Origin of the sequence: Plesiocystis pacifica SIR-1 (genome assembly GCF_000170895.1) — a bacterium.
GTDB classification, from domain to species: domain Bacteria; phylum Myxococcota_A; class Polyangia; order Nannocystales; family Nannocystaceae; genus Plesiocystis; species Plesiocystis pacifica.
The window spans coordinates 144,102-165,625 of sequence record NZ_ABCS01000008.1 but is presented as its reverse complement, the minus strand read 5'-3'; the positions used below and the strand labels follow the sequence as shown (position 1 = coordinate 165,625).

The window sequence follows — 21,524 nt, the reverse complement described above, 5'->3', positions numbered from 1 at the left end:
CCTTCGACTCGCGCTGTGGCGGCTCCTAGCGCTGGGGGATCCGACCCTCCCGACCCGCTCGGGCCTGCGAGGGTCTTGGGCGTCACGCCTCACGCCTCACCAACCAGACGCGCCCGGGAGAGGAGCGCCCCCGACCTCCGCCAACCCGCGAGCCTCCTCGACCCACCCACAGCCCCCACAAACGCCCCCTCTGGGGGCGACCACACACCCACTAGAAGGCACGAACGCGTTTGAGGACAACCCGCCCCCAGTCCGTCTCGCCTGCGGGGGCCATTAAGAGGCAGCAGCGTTCCAGGAGGAGTAGTCGTAGTCCGGGAAGCAGACCTGACACTCGCCGTCCGGGATGTTGTTGACCCGAGCGAAGCCCTCGGCGTTGAGTCGGCCGGTCTTCTTGGTCCCGTCGGGGAGGGTCAGCTCGTACTTGGCCTTGGGCACGGGGTCGCCGTCTTCGTCCTTGAGCTCGATCTCGATCCACCCGAGCTCCTCGTTGACGACCTCTCGCTCCTCGGGCTCGGCGGCCTGGTTGGGCACGTACTCCTGGGCCTGAGCGCCGCCGCGGAGGGAGGAGCGGGCGTCGGCGTGGAGCCGGCCCTGGGCGACGAGCGCGTCGACGATGCGCAGCATGGCCAGGCGATCGTCGACGCGGAAGGTGGCCGAGACGGCCATGGGCGAGGAGGGCCGGGAGATGTCGGCGATGGCGATGAGCCGGCGCAGGAGGTGGACGTCGCCGAGCTGGCGGAGGGACCAGCGCAGCTCCGAGACGGACAGTCGGCGGCCTCCAGTCGAGCGTGGGTTCGTCCCCGCGGCAGAGACGACGAGCCACTGCGCTCCCAGGCGAAAGGCGACGGTACGATCGAGCATGGACGGGACCCCCCGCGATGGTAGCAAGTCGGGCGGGCCCTGTGTCAGGGCGTGGTCGTGAATTCCAGCACCCGCGGCCGGGCGACCTTGGCCCAGTCTGCGGTGGCCAAAACGATGGAGTCTGTGAGCGAGCCGGCGTTGAAGGCGATGCGCGCGTTGGCCAGCACGGAGGCGTCGGCGATCAACGGGAAGGGGAGGATGGGCTCGCCGAAGGGGGGCACGCTGCCGGGCACCAACCCGCCGGTCAGCGCGGCGAGCTCCTCGGGGGTGGCGAAGCGGGACTTGCGGGCGCCGACGCTGCGGCGCAGGGCCTTGGAGTCGAGGCGGCGGGCGGCGGACAGCACGAACAGCGCGAAGCGATCGTCGACCTTGATGAGCAGGGCCTTGCCGCCGATCTCGAGGGGCTCGCCGCGCTCGCGGGCGCTGTCTCGTGAGGTCCGCGTGGGCGGGTGGTGGAGCTCGCAAAAGGGGAGCTCGTGGGTGGTCAGCAGCTCCCGGATGCGCTCGAGGATCACGGCGCCGAGTGTAGCCCGCGTGCTGCTATGCTCGCGCCGATGCTGCTGCCCCGCTCGCTCACCCTCGTGCTGACCTCGCTCGCGCTGTCCGTGTCCCTGTCTGCGTGCAAGGACAAGGGCGAGGCGGGGGAGGACACCGACGCCAAGGCCGAGGGGGGCGATGCGAAGGCCGCGGAGGGTGGTGAGGCCAAGGCTGGCGAGGGCGGTGAGGCCAAGGCCGCCGAGGCGGGGGGCGCGGACACGGCCGCCAACGCGGCCGGCGCGGACGGAGGCGGCGCTCCAGCCGTGGCCGAGGAGCGCGAGGATCTGAGCTGCGACCCCGCGGAGAAGGGCGCCTGCCTCGAGGGCGAGACCTGCGTCGGCGGGCAGGGCTGCGAGGCGGTCTGGGAGTGCGACGCGAAGATCGACTGCAAAAAAGGCGTGCGCGAGTACTGCGGCTGTGACGGGCGGACCTTCGAGGCGGTCTACGGCAACTGCCCGGCGCAGAAGTATCAGTACCCCGGCCCCTGCAAGTGAGGGCGCGTCAGCTCTCCTCGGCAGGCCCCGCGAGCGGGAGGTCGATGCGAAAGCACGCGCCGCGGCCCGGGGGGCTGTCCACGGACAGCTGCCCGCCGTGTTCGCTGACGATGCCGTGGGACAGGGCCAGGCCGAGCCCGGTGCCCTCGTGGCGGCCCTTGGTCGTGTAGAAGGGGTCGAAGATGCGGGGGAGGACCTCGGGGGGGATGCCGGGGCCGTTGTCTTCGACGCGGATCGTCAGCCAGTTCGGGCGCTCGCTGGTGACGCGGACCTCGATGGCCTTGGGCGCGCCCTCGCCGGTGTCGGCGGAGTTGAGGGCGTCGCGGGCGTTGGTGATCAGGTTGATCAGCACCTGGCGCAGCTGCTGCGGGCGGCAGCGCAGGCTCGGGGCCTGCTCGAGCCCGACGATGCGCAGCTCGACGCGATCGTGCTCGAGGGTCACGCGCAGCAGGGTCATCATGCTGTCGAGCACGCTGGCGAAGCGGACCGCCTCGAAGGGCTGGCGCTCCTCGGACCGGGAGAAGGTCAGCAGGTCGCGGACGATGGTCGCCACGCGCTCGGACTCCCGCCGGATCTCGAGGGCGAACTCCCCGACGACCTCGGGCTTGTCGCGGTCCTCGTCGAGGAGCTCGGCGTAGCTGAGGATCCCTTGGATGGGGTTGTTGATCTCGTGGGCGACGCCGCTGGCGAGGGTGCCGATGGCCTCGAGGCGCTGCTGCTGACGCAGCTGGGTGGCGAGGCGGCTGCGCTCGGCCTCGGCGCGCTTGGTCGCGGTGACCTCGGTGGCGATGACGATGACGCGGCCCTGGGCGTGGTCCTCGGCCGGGGTGGCGAGGGGGGCGAGGCGGGCGTGGAAGTGGCGAGCGGGGGTGTCGGCGGCGAGGGCCGGGAGCTCGAGGTCGAGCTCGCTGCCTCGGCTGAACTCGAGGGCGGCGGCGACGGCCTGGGACCACGCTTGCTTGGGCAGGGAAGACTCGGCGAAGCGCTCGAGGATGGCGCGGTGCTCATCGGGGCGCGGGCCCTGGCTGCGGTTGACGAACTCGACGCGGCCGCGCTCGCCGAGCAGGGCGATGAGATCGGGGGCCCCGTCGACGAGCGAGCGCCACCGGGTCTCGCTCTCGAGCAGGGCGCCGTGGATGCGCGCGCGATCGAGGGCCCGCGCGGCCTGCCCGACGATGAGCTGGAGCGCGTCGAGGCGCGCGGCGTGGAAGCTCCCCGGTGAGCCGTGGTGCTCGAGGGCCAGGACACCGAGCGGCCGGTCGTCGAGGCGCACGGGCATGACGAGCAGGGATCGGGCCGCGGTCGCGTCGAGGTAGGGGTCCCCGTGAAAGCGGGCGTTGGCGGGGTCTTCGAGGTCGTCGAGGATCAGCGCCTGGCTCGTGCGCATGACCAGGCGGATCAGCGAGGTGGGCACGCGCTGCTCCGCCTGGTCGAGGGCGAGGGACCGGGGGAAGACCTCGCTCTCGACCTCGCCGGTGTCGGGGGCGAGCTGGGCGACGCCGACCAGCCCGACCCGCCCGTTGCGCTCGAGCACGAGGGCGCCGTGGTCCGCCCCGGCGTTGGTCAGCGCGGCTCGCAGGACCTGGGCGACGACCTCGTCGAGGCCCAGGCCCATGGCGATGGCGGACACGCTGCGGACCACGCTCTCGTAGTCGAGGGCCTGGACGCCGCCCTGGCCGTGGCCGCGGCGGAGCTCGAGGCTGGCCTTGTTCGACGAGGCCAGGGAGCGGCCGGGGGCGCTCGAGGTGCTGGCCGCGAGCCGACCGCCCGAGCTGCCCTCGCGCGGGCCGAAGTCTGCGAGCTCGTCGGGCAAGCTCGCCTCGCGCAGGCGCTCGGCGGGCAGCCGCGCGCCCCAGCTCGAGTAGGCCCGCAGCGCCATCAGCCGCGCGCCGAGGCTGTAGCTGCTCAGGGCGTCGTCGGGGGAGCCGGGAGAGGGGGCGAGGGCGATCTGGGTGATGAGCTCGGCGCTCAAGCCCTCCAGCCACCGGCAGCCACGGGCGGCGGCGAGGGTGCGCGCGCGCTCGAGGTGGCGGAGCGCGGCGAGCTGTCGCGGAGGGCGAGCGCGGAGGCGCTGGAGGCCACGGGCGAGCTCGCGGTAGTGGGCGTAGTTGTGGGGGTTGTGCCGGGCCCAGCGCAGGACCAGGGCGTGGGCCCGGCGGCGCAGCTTGGCGGGCAGGCCTGGGGCCTCGCCGTGTTGGGCGCGAGCGCGGACCTGGAAGTCGGCGCTCAGCATGGTCACGGCCAGGCGGGGGATCAGCCAGGACGCGACCAGGACCTGCTCGCTCGTGGGGAAGGCGCGGGCGGAGACCTCGAGGGCCCGGGCCGGTCGACCCAAGAGCAGCTCGCCGAGGGCCCAGTTGGTGGCCGCCACGGTGACGCCGTAGCGGCTGGCGCCCGCGGCCTCGAGCTCGGCGGGGTGCAGGGCGCGGTCCGGATCGTCGCCGAGCTCGCCACGGCGCAGCCGCTGGGTCAGGGCCTCGAGCGATCGCATGCGCAGCTGCGCTTCGCTCGACGAGCGCCCGCGCAGCTCGGCGAGCCGCGCCTGGCAGTCCCGCCCGAGGGTCTCGAGGTGGGTCCCCGTGTCGAGCTGCATCGAGAGCTCGAGGGCGCCGGCGTAGCCCGCCCACAGCGAGTCGCCGGCCTCGAGGGCCTGGGGGTAGGCGTCCCGGACCGCGGCGAGGACCGAGGGGAAGGGCTGGCTCAGGTGGCAGACGAAGAACTGGGCGGCGCAGGTCGTCCGCACTTGCCCGGGGCGGTCGGTCAAGCTCGGCGCGACGGCTTGGGCCAGCTGGGCGAGGGCGACGGCGCCCTCGACGTGGCGCACGGACGACGCGGCGACCGTGGTCGCGAGCTGGGCGATGGCCGTGGGCAGGGTCGGGTGGCTGCCCGCGCGCAGGGTCCACTCGATCTGCGCGGCGATGAGCAGCTCGTAGAGGTTGTGGTCGACGGCGAAGGCGGCGTTCTTGGCCTTGTCGAGCAGGGCCATGACGGCGACCGCGTCGGGATCGGTGCAGCGCGGGAGCGCGAGCACGGCCGCGGCGTCGAGCTTGCGCAGCTGCGTCCACGCGCGCACCAGCTTGGCGCGGGCGCGCCAGCGGCTCGGGCGGCGGGGCAGGGGGCAGCCGTGGGCGGCGAGGCGCTCGAGGGCCAGATCCACGGCCTCGACGCTGCGGCCCCGCAGGTGCAGGTGCGCGACGCGGGCGCGGGCGATGGCGACGGCCAGCTCGGGCTCGACGGCGCAGTCCAGCAAGGCGGCGAAGATGGTGTCGGCGCGGTCCTGGCCGAGGGCGGCGAAGGCCCGGGCGCGGTCGTGGTGGAGGGCGGCGAGGCGGGCGTGATCGCTGCCGGTGTGGGTGGCGAGGTCCTCGGCTTCGGGGGCGCCGAGCAGGGCCGTGCAGCGCTCGAGGTAGCGCAGGGCGAGGCGCGGGGCGGCCTCGTCGAGGGCGCGCGCCCCCGCCCGCGACAGGTGGTCGACGACCCGGGCGCGGCGCTCGGGATCGTCGAGCCCGGGCGGGGGCCGGTCCTGGGCGAGGGCGGCCTCGAGGTGCTCGGCGACGGCGAACAGCTGGGCGCGCGCGTGGACGGAGCCCGCGGCCATGGCGTGCTCGGCCACGCGCCAGTGCAAGCTGGCCCGCTCGCGCGCGGGGCAGTCGGCCAGGGCCGTGGTCCGGATGTCCTCGTGGGCGAAGCGGTAGCGATCGTGGACGGGGTTGAGCAGCCCGGCCTCGACGAGGGTGTAGAGCTCGCGGACGAGGGCGTCGAGGGGCTGGGCGGAGGTCGCCGCGAGGGTCTCGACGTCAAACTCGGGGCCGACGCAGGCGGCCAGGCGCAGCAGCGCGGCGGTCGAGGGCTCGAGGGCGCGGAGCTCCCGGATCATGAACTCGTGCAGGTCCCCGGGGAGGTCGGCGGCCTCGACCTGGTCGAGGTCCCAGCGCCAGCCCGTCGGGGAGGGCGAGAGCAGCCCGTCCTCGTGCAGCAGCGAGAGCAGCCGGTGCAGGAGCAGGGGGATGCCGCCGGTCTTGCGGGTCAGCAGGGGCGCGAGCGCGGCGGCGTCCTCGGCCGGGCAGTCCAAGCTGAGCTCGACCATGGTCGCGACCCGGTCGACGGACAGGGGGGCGAGGGCGACGGTGTCGAGGGCCGGCGCGCCGATCTCTCGGCACAGCCGCGCGAGCCGTCGCAGGGCGTGCGCGTCGTCGGCCTCCGTCGCCGGGGTCGCGCTCACGAGCACGAGCAAGCTGCCCTCGCCCTGGCCCGCGAGCAAGGTTGCGAGGAGCTCGAGGCTGCTGGTTTCGGCGAGCTCGAGATCCTCGATGACCAGTACCAGGGGCTCGCTCCCTCGCAGCGCTGCGCACACTCGGGCGACGGTCAGCAGCACGCGCTCGTGGGGGGCGGCGGCGTCGTCGAGGGCCTGCGTCGGCGAGGCGAGCTGGGGATCGACGAGCGCCGCCAGGGTCGGGACGAGCTCGACGGCGAGGGCCGCGACGCCGCCGAGGCTCCGCTGCAGCCGCGCCCGCCAGTGCGCGAGGGACTCGTCGTCGCGGCTGAGCAGCTGCTCGAGGATCTGGGTGATGGCGTCGGCGATGGCCGAGTAGGGGCGCGTGGCCGTCGCGCGGAAGCTGCCCTGACCGACCAGGGCGCCGCGCTGCGTGAGGTGGTTTTGGAGCTCGAGCAAGACCGTGGACTTGCCCATGCCGCGGGCCCCGACCACGGCCAGGCCCGCGCTCGCGCCCGCGTCGACGCCCTGTTCGGCGAGGGCCCGGAGCCGGGCACACTCGCGCTCATGGCCGAAGGTCAGGGTCGGCGGGTGGAGGGCCCAGCCGCGCTCGCTGGTGTCGAGCTCGAAGCCGCGGGTGTCGTCGCCTGCGGCGTGCAGGGTCTGGAGCGCGCGGAGATCGGCGGCGAGGCTGGTCGCGCTCTGGTAGCGCTCCTGGGGCGCCTTGGCGAGGAGCTTGGCGAGCACCCGCGAGAGCCCGTCGGGGACGTCGAGGCGGCGCGCGTGGGCGGGCTCTGGGGTCCGGGCGAGGTGGGCGTAGACGAGCTCGAGCAGGCCCGCGCACACGAAGGGCGGCTCGCCCACGAGCAGCTCGTAGAGCACCGCCCCGAGGGAGTAGAGGTCGCTGCGCGCGTCCGTGCCGCGGTTGGTGCGGCCGGTCTGCTCGGGGGCGGCGTAGGCCAGCACCTCGGTCAGCAGCGCGCCCTCGTCGAGGGTCTCGCGTTCCCAGGTCAGCAGGGCCCGGACCCCGACGCCCGCGAGGCTGACGCGCAGCGGGTCGGCCTCGATGAAGGCCCGCGCCGGGCGGATGCTGCGGTGCAAGAGCCCGCGGGCGTGGACGCGGGCGAGGATCTCGGCCAGCTGCGCGCCGATCTCGAGCAGGTCGGCGATGGAGATGACCCGGTGCTCGGCGCAGGTCGCCAGCGTGATGCCGGCGGGGCGCTCGAACACCGTGGTGATCAGCCCGTCCGCGCGCTCGAGGCTGAGCGCGCGGGCGAGGCCGTCGACCTGCACGTCGACGAGCTGGGCGAACTCGTGGGCGACGCGGGCCTCGAGCTCGGGGTTGTCGACGCGCATCGAGGCGACGACGACCCGGCGTCCGCTCTCGGCGAGCTGGGCCTCGAACACCTGGACCCGGTCCGAGCCCCGCTCGCGCGTGACGTTGATGTAGCCGGTGGGGTTCGGGATCATCGAAGGGGCGCGGTCGCCTACTCGCTCGGAGGCACGAAGTAGCGGGTGAGGGCCTCCTTGATGCGCCACTCGCCGTCGACGCGGACGTACTTGTCGGAGTAGCCGCCGCGGAACTGGACGAGCTGGGCGCCCTCGCCAGCGGGCAGCGAGTCGATCAGGTAGTACCAATCACCGGTCGCGGCGTCGCCGTCGACCTCGATGACCGGGTTGACGATGTAGTGCGTCGACCACTTGGTGCCCTGGGGCAGGAGGTTCTCGAAGGCGTTGATCAGCGCGTCGCGGCCTTCGAATTTTCCGAACGGTCCGAGGTCGAGGACGCCGTCGTCGGTGAACAGGTCGGCGAGGGCCACGGCGCTGGCGTTGCCGGGCTCGTTGAACACGGCGTCCGAGCGCCGGGCATAGTTGGCGCGCAGCTCTTCGATGGCGGCGCGGGACTCGAGGGTGCGGAGGCGTTTTTTGATGATGGGCGGGACTTGCGACATGGCTACTCTCGGAAACTACGGGTGTCCGACGAGTGTACAGCTCGGTCACCTGCTCGCGGGCCGTTGTGTGTCCGCGAATCCGTCGTGTTCGAGCCGCTCGTGTTCGCGCTCGAGCAGCTCGTGTCTGCGCTCGCGCTGCTCGTCTTCGCTCGACAACCCCGCGCCATGGTCGGGCGCGAGTCCGTCTTCGTCGCGGTCTCGGTCCGTCCGCGTGTTCGCAACCGCGACGCCGCCCGCGATCAGCAGCGCGCCGACGATCGTGCTGGCGTAGATCGGCTCGTCGCGGATGACCCACCCCAGGGACAGGGCGATCACCGGCGTGGCGTAGGCGGTCAGGCTCAGGCGGCTCGCCGAGCCGTGGCGGAGCACCCAGTAGTAGAGCCCGAGGGTGAGCACGGAGCCGAACAGGGCGAGGTAGAGCATGCCGAGGATCGTCCGCGCGCCGCACTGGCTCGGGAGCTGCTCGCCGCTGATCAGCGCGGCGAGCAGGAGCAGCGCGCCGCCGAACAGCATCGCGTTGCGGTTGAGGACGACGGAGCTGCACTGCGAGCCGTGGCGCTTGAGGGTGAGGGTGCCGGCGGCCGTGGCCGCGGGGCTCAGCAGCAGCAGCGCCGAGTCGCGCCGCGCCGTGGGTCCGAGGGAGTCGAGGTCGCTGCCGAACAGCGCGGCGACGCCGAGGAAGCCGAGCAAGAAGCCCAGCCACTGCAGCGCGCCGAGGCGCTCCCCGTCGAGGATGAAGTGGGCGCCGAGGACCATCAGCACCGGGTAGACGGCCCACAGCAAGCTGACCAGCCCGGACGGGAGCACCTGCTGGACCGAGTAGACGACGCCGTAGCCGATGGCGAAGTTGGTGGTCGCGACGAGCAGCCACAGCCACGCGGGCGGATCGGCCCCGCCCTCGCGGCGTCGGGCCCAGGGCGCGAGCGCGGCCATGAACGCCCCCGCGATCACGAAGCGCACCCCCGCCGAGAACAGCGGGGGCAGGGTGTCGAGGCCGTCGCGGACCACGACCCACGCGCTGCCCCACACGATGCAGAGCACGACGACGGCGAGTCGGAGCGTCCACGCTGAGGGGGGCGCGTCCAAGTGCGGCGCCAGCCTAACAGAGCCGGGCACGCAGGCGCACCCGAACGCGGGGACGGGCCTGGCTACTTGGCTTTGGCCTTGGCGGCCTTCCGAGCCTTGCGCGCGGCGAACAGGCCCCGGACGCTGAAGTCATCAAAGTCGCGGAAGAATAGCCACAGTCCCAGGCCCAGCAACAACACCGAGGTGACGCCGATGATGCCGCCCCACAGCCAGTAGGGGCCGCCCAGCGCGTTGGCGACCTGGGCGACGTCCGAGGGCATGCGGCCGTTGGCCGTCTCGGCGTACTCGGTGAACAGGTAGTCCCCGCGGCTGAACACGGCCAGGGTCATCTGGGTCGCCAGGAACACCAGGGTGATCTGCGAGACCTCGGGGTTGGGCCGGCTGGCCAGGAGGCCGATGATCAGGGTGAACACGGCGACGAAGCCGAGGCCGAAGGGGTTGCGGACGATCAGCGCCGCGATCAACACGAGGCCGATGGTGCCGACGTAGAGCGCCCACTTGGCCCAGTTGGCCTTGCGCGCGATGAAGAAGGCGGCGGCGGCGAACACCGGGGGTCCGACGAGCCCGCCCGCGGCGACCATCGCCGTGCGCAGCGGGCCGAAGTTGCCGGACCAGGTCGCGGCCCCGGACGCGTCGGGGTGCATCACGAACTTGTGGAAGCGGCCGCCGAGGAGCGCCGCGGTGAAGCCGTGGGCCAGCTCGTGGACGAGGGTCGAGATCCACACCAGCGGCAGGCTCACGTACCAGGCCTCGGCGACGTAGTAGGGCGCGACGTAGAGCAAGAGGGTCAGGGCCGTGCTGCCCAGCAGGAACCAGCGGGCGCGCCGGGCCGCGCGCTCGGGGTCCACGCCGGCGGAGCGCCGCTTGATCTCGTCGTAGCTGATCACGCGAGCTCTAACTTAGCACTGGGGTGATCGATTCGCGCCGAGGTGGCGCACCTGGCGCATTCGGCGCTGTCAGGCCCGCTCGGCCTCGGCCTCGGCGGCCTTGGTCTCGGGCTCGCGCGGGGCCTCGTCGCCCCCTTCGTCCTCTCGCCGTCGGCTCCACAGCCACGCGCCGAGCAGACCCCCGATGCACAGGTAGGCGAACAGGTCGCCGGTCAGGTTCCAGACCGTGCGCCGCTCGGGGTCCATCATCGGGACCTCGACGACGAAGCCCTCGGCGCCCTTGTAGCCGTCGTTGTCGGAGTCGGTGACCCGGGTCTTCTCGACCACCTTGCCGGTCGGGTCGACGTAGGCGGAGATGCCCGCGTTGACCGAGCGGATCAGCCCGCGGCGGTTCTCGACGGCGCGGAACACCGCCAGGCCCAGGTGCTCGGACTGCTCGCGGGTCTTGCCGAACCACGAGTCGTTGGTGAGGTTGACCAGGGCGTGCACGCGCTGGTTGGCGACCTGCCGGGTGAAGCGCGGGAGGATGTCCTCGTAGCAGATCAGCCCGCCGAAGCGGTAGCCGGCGGCCTCGAGCACGCCCGGGCCGTCGCCGGAGTTGATGTGCGAGGCCGAGGGGATCTTCTCCAGGTACCACTTGGGGTCGACGCCGGGCGGGGCCGCCTCGCCGAACATCAGCGGGTAGTTCTTGTCGTAGCGCGAGCCCCAGTTGCCGTCGCTGTCCAGGACCCACGCGGAGTTCCACGGGAAGGGGTTCTCGCGGGTGCGGTCGCGGGTCACGAGGCCGACGATGAGCGGCACGTCGAAGCCCCGCTGGATGCGCCGGCGGTCCTTCATGGGCAGGTCGCCGGTGGCCTGGCGGGCGAAGCGGCCGTAGGGGTAGGAGCTCTCGCCCCAGACCACGACCTCGGCGCCCTCGTCCTGGAGGACCCGGGTGGCGCGCTGCATCTCGCGCAGGATCACCGGCTTCATCGTCGGCGTGGAGTAGGTCAGGATGCCGAAGTTGCCCTGGACCACGCCCATGTTCAGCTTGGGCGCGGCGTCCATCTGCTCTTGGACCTGGTGGATGCGCAGGGCGCCGTAGGCCGGCACGCCGATCAGCCAGCAGGCCAGGGCGATGGCCGGCTTGCGCGCGAGGGTCCCGTCCTCGATGTAGGACGACAGCACCTCCCACAGCGCCGCGTTGATCGCGACCATCACGAAGCTCACCGCCATGGCCCCGCCGAGCTCGGCGACCTGGATCCACAGCGGGTGCCAGGCCCAGCTCAGCGCCATGTAGACCGGGAAGATGCTGGGCAGCAGGAACTCCATGGCCGCCCACGCCATGGGGAAGATCAGCAGCGTCGACCAGCCGGTGCGCTCGCGCAGGTAGTTGGTCAGCGCCGAGGGGATGGCCCACTGCAGGCCCAGCCACAGGGCGAACAGCGCGGTGACCACCGAGGCCACGGGCAGGCCGAAGCCGGCGAAGCGGGTGAGCAGCTCGCTCATCCAAAAGAAGCCGACGAACACGGACACGAAGCCCGCGATCCAGCCGTAGAAGAAGGCGCGCCGGGGGGTCTGGCCGTGGATGGCCCACAGCAGCGGGACCCAGCCGATGAAGGCCAGCCACCACACGTCCATGTCCGGGGCCGAGATCCACATCGCGGAGCCGGTGGCCGCCGAGGCGAGCACGCGCAGGAGGATCGAGCCTGGGGAGGCCGGGGGGTCGGGGACCTTGGTATTGATCGTCACGGGGCGACGCTTGCTTCGCTCGAGGCCGCGCGCGGCCTCGGCCGCGCTGTCTTCCTGGCGGGCTTCGAGGGCGCCGCTGATCGACGCCGCGCCGGCCTTGCGCCGGGCCTCGAGGGCCTCGAGGAGCTCGAGGCGCTCGGCCTCGGTGGTGTCGTCGTCCATGGTGGCGACGACCTCCTCGACGCTCGAGCTGAGGGTCGAGCTGGCCGCGGCGGCGGGGCCGGAGTCTTCGCCCCCGCCCTCGACGACCTCGAGGTTGGGCGGGCGACCCGCGTCCTCGGCCGCGTCCTCAGCCTCGTTGTCGGTCTCGTCGCTCACGGCCGCGCTCCCGCCCGAGACGATACCACCTCAGCCCTCGTTGCCCGGCTCTGCGCCGTCTTCAGAGCCAGGCAGAGGCCGGTGGCGGATGAACAGCTCCGCGAGCTGGGCGTCGTCCGCGGGGGTCGGGCAGTGGGTCATGAGGTCCTGCCCCTTTTGGGTCTTGGGGAAGGCGATGACGTCGCGCAGGCTCTCGGCCCCCGACATCAGCATGGCCAGGCGATCGAGGCCCAGGGCGATGCCGCCGTGGGGCGGGGGGCCGTACTTGAAGGCGTCGAGCAGGAAGCCGAACTTTTGCTCGCGCTCCTCCTCGCCGAGGCCCAGGGCCTCGAAGACCTTGGCCTGGACGTCGCTGCGGTGGATACGGATGGACCCGCCGCCGACCTCGTTGCCGTTGAGGACCAGGTCGTAGGCCTTGGCCAGGACCTTGCCCGGGTCGCTGAGCAGGAGCTCGACGTGCTCGTCCTTGGGGCAGGTGAAGGGGTGGTGCGAGGAGGTCCAGTTGCCCTCGCCGTTCTTCTCGAACAGCGGGAAGTCGGTGACCCACAGGAAGTTCCACTGCTTGGCCTTGGGATCGACCAGGCCCAGGGCGTCGCGCAGGTGCAGGCGGATCGAGTTGAGCACCGCGTGGGTGGTGTGGAAGTCGTCGGCGATGAACAGCAGCAGCGAGCCCTCGTCGGCGCCCATGTCCGCGCTGATCTGCTTTTGCAGCTCGGGCGCGATGAACTTGGCGCTGCCGCCCTTCCAGGTCCCGTCGGCCTCGACCCGCGACCACGCCAGGCCCTTGGCCCCGCCGCTCTCGCGCTTCTTGGCGAAGGCGGTGAGCTTGTCGATCTTGCCGCGGCCGTAGCCCTTGCCGTGCTCGCCGGGCAGGCAGATGCCCTTGACGTACTCGGCCTTCTCGAACACGGCGAAGCCGCAGCCCCGGGTCTTCTCGGTGAGGTCGGTGAACTCGAGCCCGAAGCGGGTGTCGGGCTTGTCCGAGCCGTAGCGGTCCATGGCCTCGGCCCAGGTCATGCGCGGGAAGCTCTCGGCGAGCTGGGTGTCGAGCAGCTCGCCCCACAGCTTGCGCATCAGCGCCTCGATGGGCTCGAACACCCGCTCGGGGGTGGCGAAGCTCAACTCGACGTCGATCTGGGTGAACTCCGGCTGGCGATCGTTGCGCAGGTCCTCGTCGCGGAAGCAGCGGGTGATCTGGAAGTACTTGTCGAAGCCCGAGACCATGAACAGCTGCTTGAAGATCTGCGGGCTCTCGGCCAGGGCGTAGAAGGTGCCCGGGTTGAGGCGGCTGGGGACCAGGAAGTTGCGCGCGCCGCCGGGGGTGTACTTGACCATGTAGGGCGTCTCGAGCTCGAGGAAGCCCTGGCCGGCCATGTGTGTGCGCGTCAGGGTGCCGACCTTGGAGCGCAGGATGAAGTTTCGCTGGAGCGAGGGCCGGCGCAGGTCCAGGTAGCGGTACTGCAGGCGCAGGTTCTCGTTGGTGTCGAGGCGGTCGTCCTTCGACACGTCGAAGGGGGGGGTCTGGGCCTTGGAGAAGACCTCGAGGCGGGTGACCTCGACCTCGATCTCGCCGGTGGCGAGGTTGGGGTTGGCCTGGCCCTGGTTCTTCACGCGGCTGACGACCTTGCCGGCCACGCCGATGCAGTCCTCGCTGCGCAGGGCGCCGCCGGCCTCGTGGGCGGCCGCGTCCACGTCGGGGCCGAACACGACCTGGGTCAGGCCCTCGCGGTCGCGCAGATCGATGAAGATCCGACCGCCGTGGTCCCGGCGGAAATTCACCCAGCCAAAGAGGATGACCTCCCGACCTTCGTCGGACAGGCGCAAGTCGCCGCAGGTGTGGGTTCGACCGGTCTCGAGCAGAGTCGACATGTCGCCGAAATGTAGAGGAAAGTGGCGGCCGAGGCACGCGCCGGCCCAAGCCCCGCGAATGGGGACAAACTGGGCACAGCAGGGAGGGGAGGGGCTGAACTCCGCTCACCACGTGCTAAAACGCAGCGGCATCATGGGCCTGCGCTTTCTCCACTGCTCCGACATTCACTTGCTGAGCCTGCGCGGGGTGGGCCCTCACCGCTTCCTCAACAAGCGGCTCACCGGCGGGGTCAACCTCATGCTCAAGCGTGGCAAGCACCACGACGAGGCCCTGTTCGACCGGATGTGCGAGCACGCCCGAGATCGGGCGGTGGATCGCGTGGTGATTACCGGAGATCTCAGCAACCTCGCGCTGGAGCAGGAGTTCGAGCACATCCGGACCAAGCTCCGGGCCATCGGGGTGCCGGTCACCGTGATCCCCGGCAACCACGACGCCTATACCCGCGGCTCGGTCCGCAACCGTCGCTTTGAGCAGATGCTCGACGAGTTCATGGCCGGGGAGCGGAGCGAGGGCGGGGACTACCCCTTCGTACAGCGTTACGGGGACGTCGCGCTCGTCGGCGTGTCCACGGCCCAGGCGAGCTTGCCGATGTACGCTGTGGGCACCGTGGGGCCCGAGCAGCTCGAGCGCCTCGACGGGGTCCTGGAGCGGCTCGGCGCCGAGGGCCTCGGGCGGATCGTGCTGATTCATCACCCGGTGGTGCCCGGAGTGTCCAAGAAGCGCCACGACCTCCTCGACATCGACGCCTTTGGGGAGGTCATCGCGCGCCGCGGGGCCGAGCTGATCCTCCACGGTCACGAGCACACCCTGCTCGAGGGGACCCTCGCGGGGCCCGACTCTGAGCGGCCCGTGCCCGTCCACGGCATCAGCTCGGGGACCAACATCTCCCAGCACGAGGGCCGGCGGGCGGCCTTCGCCATCTACCAGGTGAGCGCCGCGTCGATCGAGCGCGAGCTCCATGTGTGGGATGGCGAGGACTTTCGACCACAGCCTGGAGAGGCGGCCGCGTGAGCCAGACCCCAGGGCGCCTGCGCTTGGCCTGGGTTGCGGTCTTGGGCCTGGGCGCGGTGACCTGCTCGGCGCCGGATTCGGACGCCGGAGGGCCCAGCCGCGATCCGCTCCCGCGCGGCCTCGTGCCCATGGATCAGGCCATCCAGCCGACCGAAGGCCCGCACCTCGCCGAGCCGGTCCTCCACCGCTTCGGCGAGCAGGTGTTCCTCTACGTCGCCAACTCCAACGACACCGTCGCAACCTACGAGGTGACCCCGGCCGGGACCCTCGTGCTGACCGACGAGCGCGCGCCGGGGGTCGACGAGGTCCGCTGCACGACCCTCGCCATCCACGAGCCGAGCGCCTCGCTCTACTGCGGCAACGACGACGTCTCGGCCCTCGACCGCTACTCCCTGGCCGATCCGACCAGGCCCGTGCGCGACGGTCAGTGGCCCTTGTACGACGACTTCCGCGGGCTGGCGGCAGACCTCGAGGTGCACGGCGATCGCCTGCTGATCGGCTCGTGGGACCTGGGCCTGGTGTCCATGGGGATCGGCCCCGACGGCCAGCTCGACGGCGAGCTGGTCGAGGCGGGCATCGAGGGCAACTTCCGTAGGCTGACGAGCGCGGGCGAGGGCCGGGTGTGGGCGCTGACGGCCGACCGCGGCGTGCTCATGCTCGAGCACGCGGGCGCGGGGGCCTTCACGGAGCTCGCGCAGCTGCCCATCGACGGCCCGGCGATGGATCTGGGCTTCGATCAGGATCACGCGGGCGAGGGCGGGCTCGAGCGGGCGGCGGTGGCCCTGGGCTCCATGGGCGCGCAGATCGTCGAGTGGGACGGCCAGAGCCTCCGCGCCGGGACCTCGGTGCATCCGCCGGGGGTCGTCAGCGCCGCGGATCTCGACGGGGACGCCCTCGCGGCCGTGACCTTGACCGGGGCGTACCTCTACGACCTGCGCGCCGACGCCCACGAGCGGGTGGCCGATCGCCCTGGCGGCGGCTGGGCGCCGGACGAGCCGCCGGTCGCTGGCTACCTCGACGACGGCCGCTGGACCTCGGTCGAGCGCGAGGGCTCGTTGCTCCACGCCCGCATGTTCGAGGGCGAGCTGTTCATGACCGACTGGAACTACATCGAGCGCGTCGGCGTCGACCTCGATGGCTACCCCGTCGGCATCGACATTCAGCGCGCGGCCTACCACGCCGAGGGCGACGCGTGGATCGGGGTCGGCGTGCGCAACCCGGGCGCCGTGGTTCAACGGGTCGAGCTGCTCGGCGTCGGCGGGGTGGTGTTGAACACCGCCGAGCTGGGCCCCTTCGAGACCGCCGCGCTCTACTTCCCGGCCGAGCGCTTCGAGCTGGCGAACCCCGAGCTGGTCATCGCCGTGGTTCGCGAGCGCGGCCTCCCGGTTCGCGAGTACGGCTCGATGGTGCTGCGGCGCCCGGCGGCGCAGGGCTGGCCCGTGGAGGTCCACGGCGCGCCGGCCCCAGGCGAGGCCGTGCCCCCGGTGACCTTGGCCCGCAGCCTCGAGGCCGTCCCCGGCTCGCCCGTCGAGACGGTGACCCTGCCCAACGCCCGGCCCGAGCGCGTGGTGTTCCTGGGCAGCGACTGCGCGGCGATGTGGCCCGAGCTCGACGACATGGCGTGGCGCATGCGCGAGGGAGACCTGCGCTCGCCCGACGGCGACGACGCCCAGGCCCGGGGCTTCCTGGCGATCTTCGACGACCTCACGGTGCGCGGCAAGGAGACCCGCTGGCGCCTGGTCGGCCTGCCCTGGGGCTTCTTTGGCACCGAGCTCCCGCCCGAGCTCGGCATGGCCAACCCCTGGTCCGATCTCTACGAGGACGGCTTCGGCATTCACGAGCTCCCCGGCGCCGCGCACCACCCCACGGACTACGAGCTCGACGCCGACGGGCGGGTGATCGCCGTCGAGCGCGAGTACCGGGGGACGCACCCGCTGTGGGCCGGGAGCGTCGCGCCGCCGCCGGAGTGAGCCGCTAAGGCGCGTTTGTATCTGGGTGTCGCTCGAGGGGCAGGGCGCCGACGAGGGCGCGCTGGGTCCAGGCGAGGTTCGCCAGGGTCAGCCCGGCGAGGACGAGCGCGGCCAGGGGACGGGCCCACGCAACGCTCGGCGAGCGCTCGAGCTTTGCCCAGCCCAGGCCGAGGCCCAGGGCGAGCAAGCCCGTGGCGCCTGCGAAGCGCCGGGCGCCAAAGGCCGCGCCCCCGTCGACGTCGCGCACGCAGGCGAACAGGAGGGTCCACGCCGCGAGCATGGCGAGGGCTCCGAGGGCGAGGCGGCGGCGCTCGGGCGTTGCCGCGTTCGAGCTCGCGGCGACGAGCAGGCCGAGGAGCGCGAGGGCGGCGACGGGGGTCCAGGTCAGCAGGCCGTGCACGCCCCCGAGGACGCGCAGGAGATCGAGGCCGAAGGCGTCGAGGTCGAAGAAGGACAGGTCCCAGCGGATCGGGCCGCGTTCGCTGCCCGGGTGGGCGAGGCCGAGGAACAGCGCGGGCGCGAGGCCGAGGCTGCCCAGGCCGAGGATGGTCGCGGCTGCGCGGGCGCGCTCGCTCGCGCCGCGACCTGGATCGCTCGCCAGCAACAGCCACGGAAGCCACAGGACATTTTGCAGGCGGACGAGCACGGCCGCGGCCAGCAGCAGGCCGAGCACGGTAGGCCGGCGACCCTCGACGAGGGCCACGAGCAGCCAGGCGCAGGCGAGGGCGTCCGCGGCGTGGGCGTAGGCGGAGCGGCCGACGGCGTAAAAGGGCACGACGAAGGCGAGCACGGCCACGAGCGCGAGGGCGTCGGCCGAGCGCGGGTGAGGGGAGGGCGCATCGCTCACGGCGTCGATGACCCGGGCGCACGCGAGCCAGCACGGGCCGAGGCACAGCGCCACGGGGATCGCGGCCGCGGCCGGGGCCCAAGCTGGCGCGAGGCCGAGGCCGTGGTGGACCCACAGGCCGGGGACCATGAGCAGGGCCGGGCCGAGCTCGCGGGGCGGCAGTCGCCAGCCGTCCGCCGCCGGATCGCGGCCCAGGCCCCAGCGGTCCCCTAGCACCCGGTATTGATTGGTCAGATCGAGATCACCGTCGTAGGCGAGACTTCGGGCGGTCGCGTAGAGGTAATGCCCATCTCCTGCGACGGCGAAGTTGGAGTCGACGAGCGCAGCCACGAGCAGCACGGTCAGCGCCGCGAGCAGGCTCAGCGCGGCCGCGATGGCGAGGCGGCGCGGCTGCGGGGGGATCGACACGGGCAGAGCTTCGCCCGGGCAGGGGGTGCATGGCCAGGGCTGCCCCGCTGGCGCGGCGCGGACGCAGCTCGGGGGACCAGATCGCACACCGAGTGAGCCCGCGGACCCCTGCACCCATGGGCCGTGACTGCCGGGGGCAAAACGGGCTAGCATCCGACGACATGGTCGATTGCCCCCACAAGCGCATCCGGCCCCTCGGCGAGGGGGCCGTCGGAGACGTGCACCTGTGCGTCGACGTTTTTGAGCGGCGCTTGGTGGTGGTGAAGTGGCTCCGCGCCGAGGTCCACGAGGACAGCGAGGCGGCGATCCGCTTCACCCGCGAGGCCGACCTGATGCTCGGCATGACCGCCGAAGGTCTGATCCGGGTCGAGACCTGGAACGTCGACGACTACGGCCGGACCTGGATGGCCATGGAGTTCGTCGACGGGCTCGTGCCCTCGGCGGTGATTCGCCCGGGCGAGGGGTGGTCGGTGCACCGGCTCATCGATGGGGTCGGGCGCACCCTCGATGAGCTCCACGGCGAGGGCGTGCTGCACCGCGACCTCAAGCCCGACAACGTGCTGCTGCGCAACCGCCCCGACGGCTGGGAGCCGGTGATCATCGACCTGGGCATCGCCAAGTGGCTGTCCGAGGAGGCCGCGACGACCACGGGCTCGGTGTTTGGCACGCCGCACTACATGAGCCCGGAGCAGTTCCGCGACACCAAGCACGTCGGCCCCGCGACCGATCGCTACGCCCTCGCGGTGGTCTGCTACGAGCTGCTGTGCGGCCGCCCGCCCTTCGACGGGCGCAGCCTGCCAGACCTGCTCCAGCAGCACATGAACTCCCCCGTGCCGCCCCTGCGCGTGCCTCGGGCGACCGATGCCCACGAGGACGGCTCGACCCTGCACGGCAGCGAGCAGGAGTACCGCGCCGCGCCGGCCCTCGATCGCTTCATGCGGCGGGCCATGGCCAAGGACCCCGGGGCCCGCTTCACCAGCTCCGCCGAGCAGTCGCAGGCCTTCCAGCAGGCCGCGATGGCCGACGGCATGTGGGTGCCGCCGCGTCAGCCCGCGCCCTTGTTCTCGCCCCTGGACCTGCCCAAGCTCGAGCTCAGCTCGTCCCGCGACGAGCTGTGCAGCGTGTTCGACATGCGCCAGGGCCCGGTCGTGCTCGGGCGCCACGAGGCCTGCCAGTTTCAGGTCACCTCGCGCCGGCTCAGCCGGCTCCACGCGTGCATCTACAGCCACCGCGGGCAGCTGTGGATCGCCGACCTGCACAGCCAAAACGGCACGGTCTACCAGGGCCGGAGCATGACCCCCGGCGTCCCCGCGCCCCTGCCCAGCGACGGCAGCGAGGCCGCGATTCGCCTCTACGACCGCGAGATTCGCATTCGCTGCGTCGCCTGATCCGAGTCTGACATGGGCCGCGCGGAGGCACGCCGGGCGACCGCGCTCTTGTTTGGCCCCGCGCTGTGTTGGCTCGTCGTCGCGGGCGTGGGTCTGGGCTGGACGGCGAGCAGCGAGGACGCCTGGGCCACCGTCGAACGCCACGGGGCGCCGCCCGAGGGCTCGGACAGCTGCCTGGCCTGCCACCCCGACGAGTGGACGAGCTGGCGGCACAGCTGGCACCGGACCATGACCCAGGCCGTGGGCGCGCCCGAGCTGGCGAGCCTCGAGGTCGCGCACCCCGGCCGCGCGCGCGCGGGCGCCGTGCTCCGCCCCGGCCAAGACGGGGTGCTCGCGCCCTTCGCCGGGGAACAGCTCGACTACCTGGGCTTTCGCGCGACCATGGATCGCAGCCCCGAAGGCACCCCGCGGGTGCTCGTCGAGCGCCTGGACGCGAACGGCGAGGCCGGCGAGGTCGCGCTGCGCGCGGAGGTGGTGATGAGCGTGGGCAGCCACCGCTACCAGCAGTACGTGGCCGAGCTCGAGGGGGAAGGGGAAGGGGAGGGCGAGACGGCGCTCTACCGCCTGCCGGTCGCCTGGCACCGCGCCGAGGCCCGGTGGATCCACATGAACGCCGCCTTCGTCGAGCCCGAGGTCGAGGCCGGCGACCTCGACGGCTACCAGCGCCACCTCAGCCGCTGGAACGACAACTGCATTTTTTGCCACAACACCGAGGTCGCGCCGGGCTTCGCCGTCGAGGCGCCCGAGCGCGGCTTCGCCAGCGAGGCGGGCGAGCTGGGCATCGCCTGCGAGGCCTGCCACGGGCCGGCCACCGCCCACGTCGCGCGCCACCGCAACCCCTTTCGCCGGCTGCTCGCGGGACAGACCCGCGACGGCAGCATCACCCACCCCGAGCGCCTCGAGCCCGGAGCGGAGTCGGCGATCTGTGGGCGCTGCCACGGCCAGCGCATCGCCCAGGACATCGCCGCGGTGCTCCGCGAGGGCGACGGCTTCGTGCCCGGGGACGCTCTGGCGTCAGTGTCCCGGCCGATCTTCGCCGACTCGAGCGTGGGCGGCGAGCAGCCCTTTGGTCCGCGCTTTTGGCCCGACGGGAGCCCGCGCTTGTCGGCCTACGAGTACCAGGGGCTGCTGCAGTCGCCGTGCTTCGACGAGGGGCAGCCCGGCGCGCTCGGCTGCGGCCACTGCCACACCATGCACGGCGACGCGCCCGACGGTCAGCTGCGCCCGAACCGGAGCGGGGAGGGGGCGTGCTTCGCTTGCCACGACGCGGCGGCGCTGGGCGGCGCGGCGAGTCTGGGCGGTCACGGGGGCCACGGCGAGGTCGCGGCCGCCGTCGACTGCCTCGATTGCCACATGCCGCAGACGACCTACGGGCTGCTCGAGGGGATGATCAGCCACCAGATCACCAGCCCCGATCCCGCCGCGTGGCTCGGCCGTGGCGACCAGCCCGACGCCTGTACGCTGTGCCACGTCGACCGCAGCCGAGGGTGGGCGGCCGCCTCGATGACGCGCCTGGGCTTTCCGGGCCGAGCCGAGCTCGCCGCGACCGACGGCCCCGCGCAGGTGGTCCTGGACCTGCTCGGCGGAGACCCCATCCAGCGCAACCTCGCCGCCCACGCCCTCGCCCAGCCGGGGGCCACGGGCAGCGTCGAGCAGCGCATGGCGTGGATCGCCGAGGGTCTCGAGGACGAGTACCCCTCGGTGCGGTGGTTTGCGTGGCGGGGGCTCCGAGACCTGGCGGAGTCGCTGCCGAGCGAGCACCCGGAGCGCTCGCCCCTGCTGGCGCTGCTGCGCGAGTTCGACTACATCGGACCCGTGGAGCGCCGGGCCGTCGTCGTCACCTCGATCCGCGAACGGCTCGGCCCGCCGCCCCTGGCCGACCAGCCCGAGCGCCGCGAGGCGCTGCTCGACGCCCGCGTGGGCCTGGAACTGTGGATTGGCGAGTGAAGGC

The 21,524-nt window shown here is 72.6% G+C and carries 14 protein-coding genes; 5 read left to right on the top strand and 9 right to left on the bottom strand.

The features are described 5' to 3' along the window. Positions 1 to 273: 273 nt before the first annotated feature. Positions 274 to 861, bottom strand: coding sequence for a hypothetical protein (locus PPSIR1_RS41955; protein ID WP_006970163.1), 588 nt, complete (start codon positions 859 to 861; stop codon positions 274 to 276). A gap of 44 nt (positions 862 to 905) precedes the next feature. Then, positions 906 to 1,376, bottom strand: coding sequence for a YbaK/EbsC family protein (locus PPSIR1_RS06280; protein ID WP_006970162.1), 471 nt, complete (start codon positions 1,374 to 1,376; stop codon positions 906 to 908). A gap of 39 nt (positions 1,377 to 1,415) precedes the next feature. Here PPSIR1_RS06280 and PPSIR1_RS47430 point away from each other — a divergent pair, with 39 nt between their 5' ends. Continuing rightward, the gene (locus PPSIR1_RS47430) at positions 1,416 to 1,892 is read left to right on the top strand and encodes a hypothetical protein (RefSeq protein ID WP_157595248.1); all 477 of its coding nucleotides are present in this window, start codon (positions 1,416 to 1,418) and stop codon (positions 1,890 to 1,892) included. Positions 1,893 to 1,899: 7 nt separating this feature from the next. Here the strand turns inward: PPSIR1_RS47430 and PPSIR1_RS06270 are convergent, their stop codons facing one another. The 6 genes from PPSIR1_RS06270 to aspS all read right to left on the bottom strand — a co-directional run bounded on the left by PPSIR1_RS06270 (position 1,900) and on the right by aspS (position 13,948). Further along, on the bottom strand, positions 1,900 to 7,575 hold the full coding sequence (locus PPSIR1_RS06270) for a trifunctional serine/threonine-protein kinase/ATP-binding protein/sensor histidine kinase (protein WP_006970160.1): 5,676 nt from the start codon (positions 7,573 to 7,575) through the stop codon (positions 1,900 to 1,902). A 17-nt stretch (positions 7,576 to 7,592) separates the two neighbouring features. Further along, positions 7,593 to 8,057, bottom strand: a complete 465-nt coding sequence (locus tag PPSIR1_RS06265) for a nuclear transport factor 2 family protein (protein WP_006970159.1) — start codon at positions 8,055 to 8,057, stop codon at positions 7,593 to 7,595. Positions 8,058 to 8,102: 45 nt separating this feature from the next. Further along, positions 8,103 to 9,143, bottom strand: a complete 1,041-nt coding sequence (locus PPSIR1_RS06260; protein WP_198154471.1) for a DMT family transporter — start codon at positions 9,141 to 9,143, stop codon at positions 8,103 to 8,105. Between the two features lie 62 nt (positions 9,144 to 9,205). Continuing rightward, positions 9,206 to 10,030 (bottom strand): M50 family metallopeptidase, encoded by an 825-nt coding sequence (locus tag PPSIR1_RS06255; protein ID WP_006970157.1) that lies wholly within the window; start codon positions 10,028 to 10,030, stop codon positions 9,206 to 9,208. Positions 10,031 to 10,099: 69 nt separating this feature from the next. Next, the gene (gene lnt / locus PPSIR1_RS06250) at positions 10,100 to 12,079 is read right to left on the bottom strand and encodes an apolipoprotein N-acyltransferase (protein ID WP_006970156.1); all 1,980 of its coding nucleotides are present in this window, start codon (positions 12,077 to 12,079) and stop codon (positions 10,100 to 10,102) included. A 30-nt stretch (positions 12,080 to 12,109) separates the two neighbouring features. Next, positions 12,110 to 13,948: an aspartate--tRNA ligase gene (gene aspS, locus PPSIR1_RS06245; RefSeq protein ID WP_006970155.1), complete on the bottom strand. Its 1,839-nt coding sequence runs from the start codon at positions 13,946 to 13,948 to the stop codon at positions 12,110 to 12,112. A gap of 112 nt (positions 13,949 to 14,060) precedes the next feature. Here aspS and PPSIR1_RS06240 point away from each other — a divergent pair, with 112 nt between their 5' ends. Beyond that, positions 14,061 to 14,960, top strand: coding sequence for a metallophosphoesterase family protein (locus PPSIR1_RS06240; RefSeq protein WP_157595247.1), 900 nt, complete (start codon positions 14,061 to 14,063; stop codon positions 14,958 to 14,960). Continuing rightward, entirely contained in the window at positions 14,957 to 16,930 is a 1,974-nt protein-coding gene (locus PPSIR1_RS06235; protein ID WP_006970153.1) for a hypothetical protein, read from the top strand. The genes PPSIR1_RS06240 and PPSIR1_RS06235 overlap by 4 nt, the downstream gene beginning before the upstream one ends. A gap of 4 nt (positions 16,931 to 16,934) precedes the next feature. Here PPSIR1_RS06235 and PPSIR1_RS06230 read toward each other — a convergent pair whose 3' ends face one another. Beyond that, positions 16,935 to 18,185 (bottom strand): hypothetical protein, encoded by a 1,251-nt coding sequence (locus PPSIR1_RS06230; RefSeq protein WP_006970152.1) that lies wholly within the window; start codon positions 18,183 to 18,185, stop codon positions 16,935 to 16,937. Positions 18,186 to 18,346: 161 nt separating this feature from the next. On the opposite strand from PPSIR1_RS06230, the gene PPSIR1_RS06225 reads away from it, so the two are divergent. Continuing rightward, positions 18,347 to 19,573: an FHA domain-containing serine/threonine-protein kinase gene (locus PPSIR1_RS06225; RefSeq protein ID WP_006970151.1), complete on the top strand. Its 1,227-nt coding sequence runs from the start codon at positions 18,347 to 18,349 to the stop codon at positions 19,571 to 19,573. Between the two features lie 12 nt (positions 19,574 to 19,585). Then, positions 19,586 to 21,520, top strand: a complete 1,935-nt coding sequence (locus tag PPSIR1_RS06220) for a cytochrome c3 family protein (protein ID WP_006970150.1) — start codon at positions 19,586 to 19,588, stop codon at positions 21,518 to 21,520. Positions 21,521 to 21,524: the final 4 nt, after the last annotated feature.

Excerpts from the sequence above, each read along its gene's own strand:
- PPSIR1_RS41955 (WP_006970163.1), bottom strand. The coding sequence starts at position 861 with ATGCTCGATCGTACCGTCGCCTTTCGCCTGGGAGCGCAGTGGCTCGTC.
- PPSIR1_RS47430 (WP_157595248.1), top strand. The coding sequence starts at position 1,416 with ATGCTGCTGCCCCGCTCGCTCACCCTCGTGCTGACCTCGCTCGCGCTG.
- PPSIR1_RS06270 (WP_006970160.1), bottom strand. The coding sequence starts at position 7,575 with ATGATCCCGAACCCCACCGGCTACATCAACGTCACGCGCGAGCGGGGC.
- PPSIR1_RS06265 (WP_006970159.1), bottom strand. The coding sequence starts at position 8,057 with ATGTCGCAAGTCCCGCCCATCATCAAAAAACGCCTCCGCACCCTCGAG.
- aspS (WP_006970155.1), bottom strand. The coding sequence starts at position 13,948 with ATGTCGACTCTGCTCGAGACCGGTCGAACCCACACCTGCGGCGACTTG.
- PPSIR1_RS06225 (WP_006970151.1), top strand. The coding sequence starts at position 18,347 with ATGGTCGATTGCCCCCACAAGCGCATCCGGCCCCTCGGCGAGGGGGCC.
- PPSIR1_RS06220 (WP_006970150.1), top strand. The coding sequence starts at position 19,586 with ATGGGCCGCGCGGAGGCACGCCGGGCGACCGCGCTCTTGTTTGGCCCC.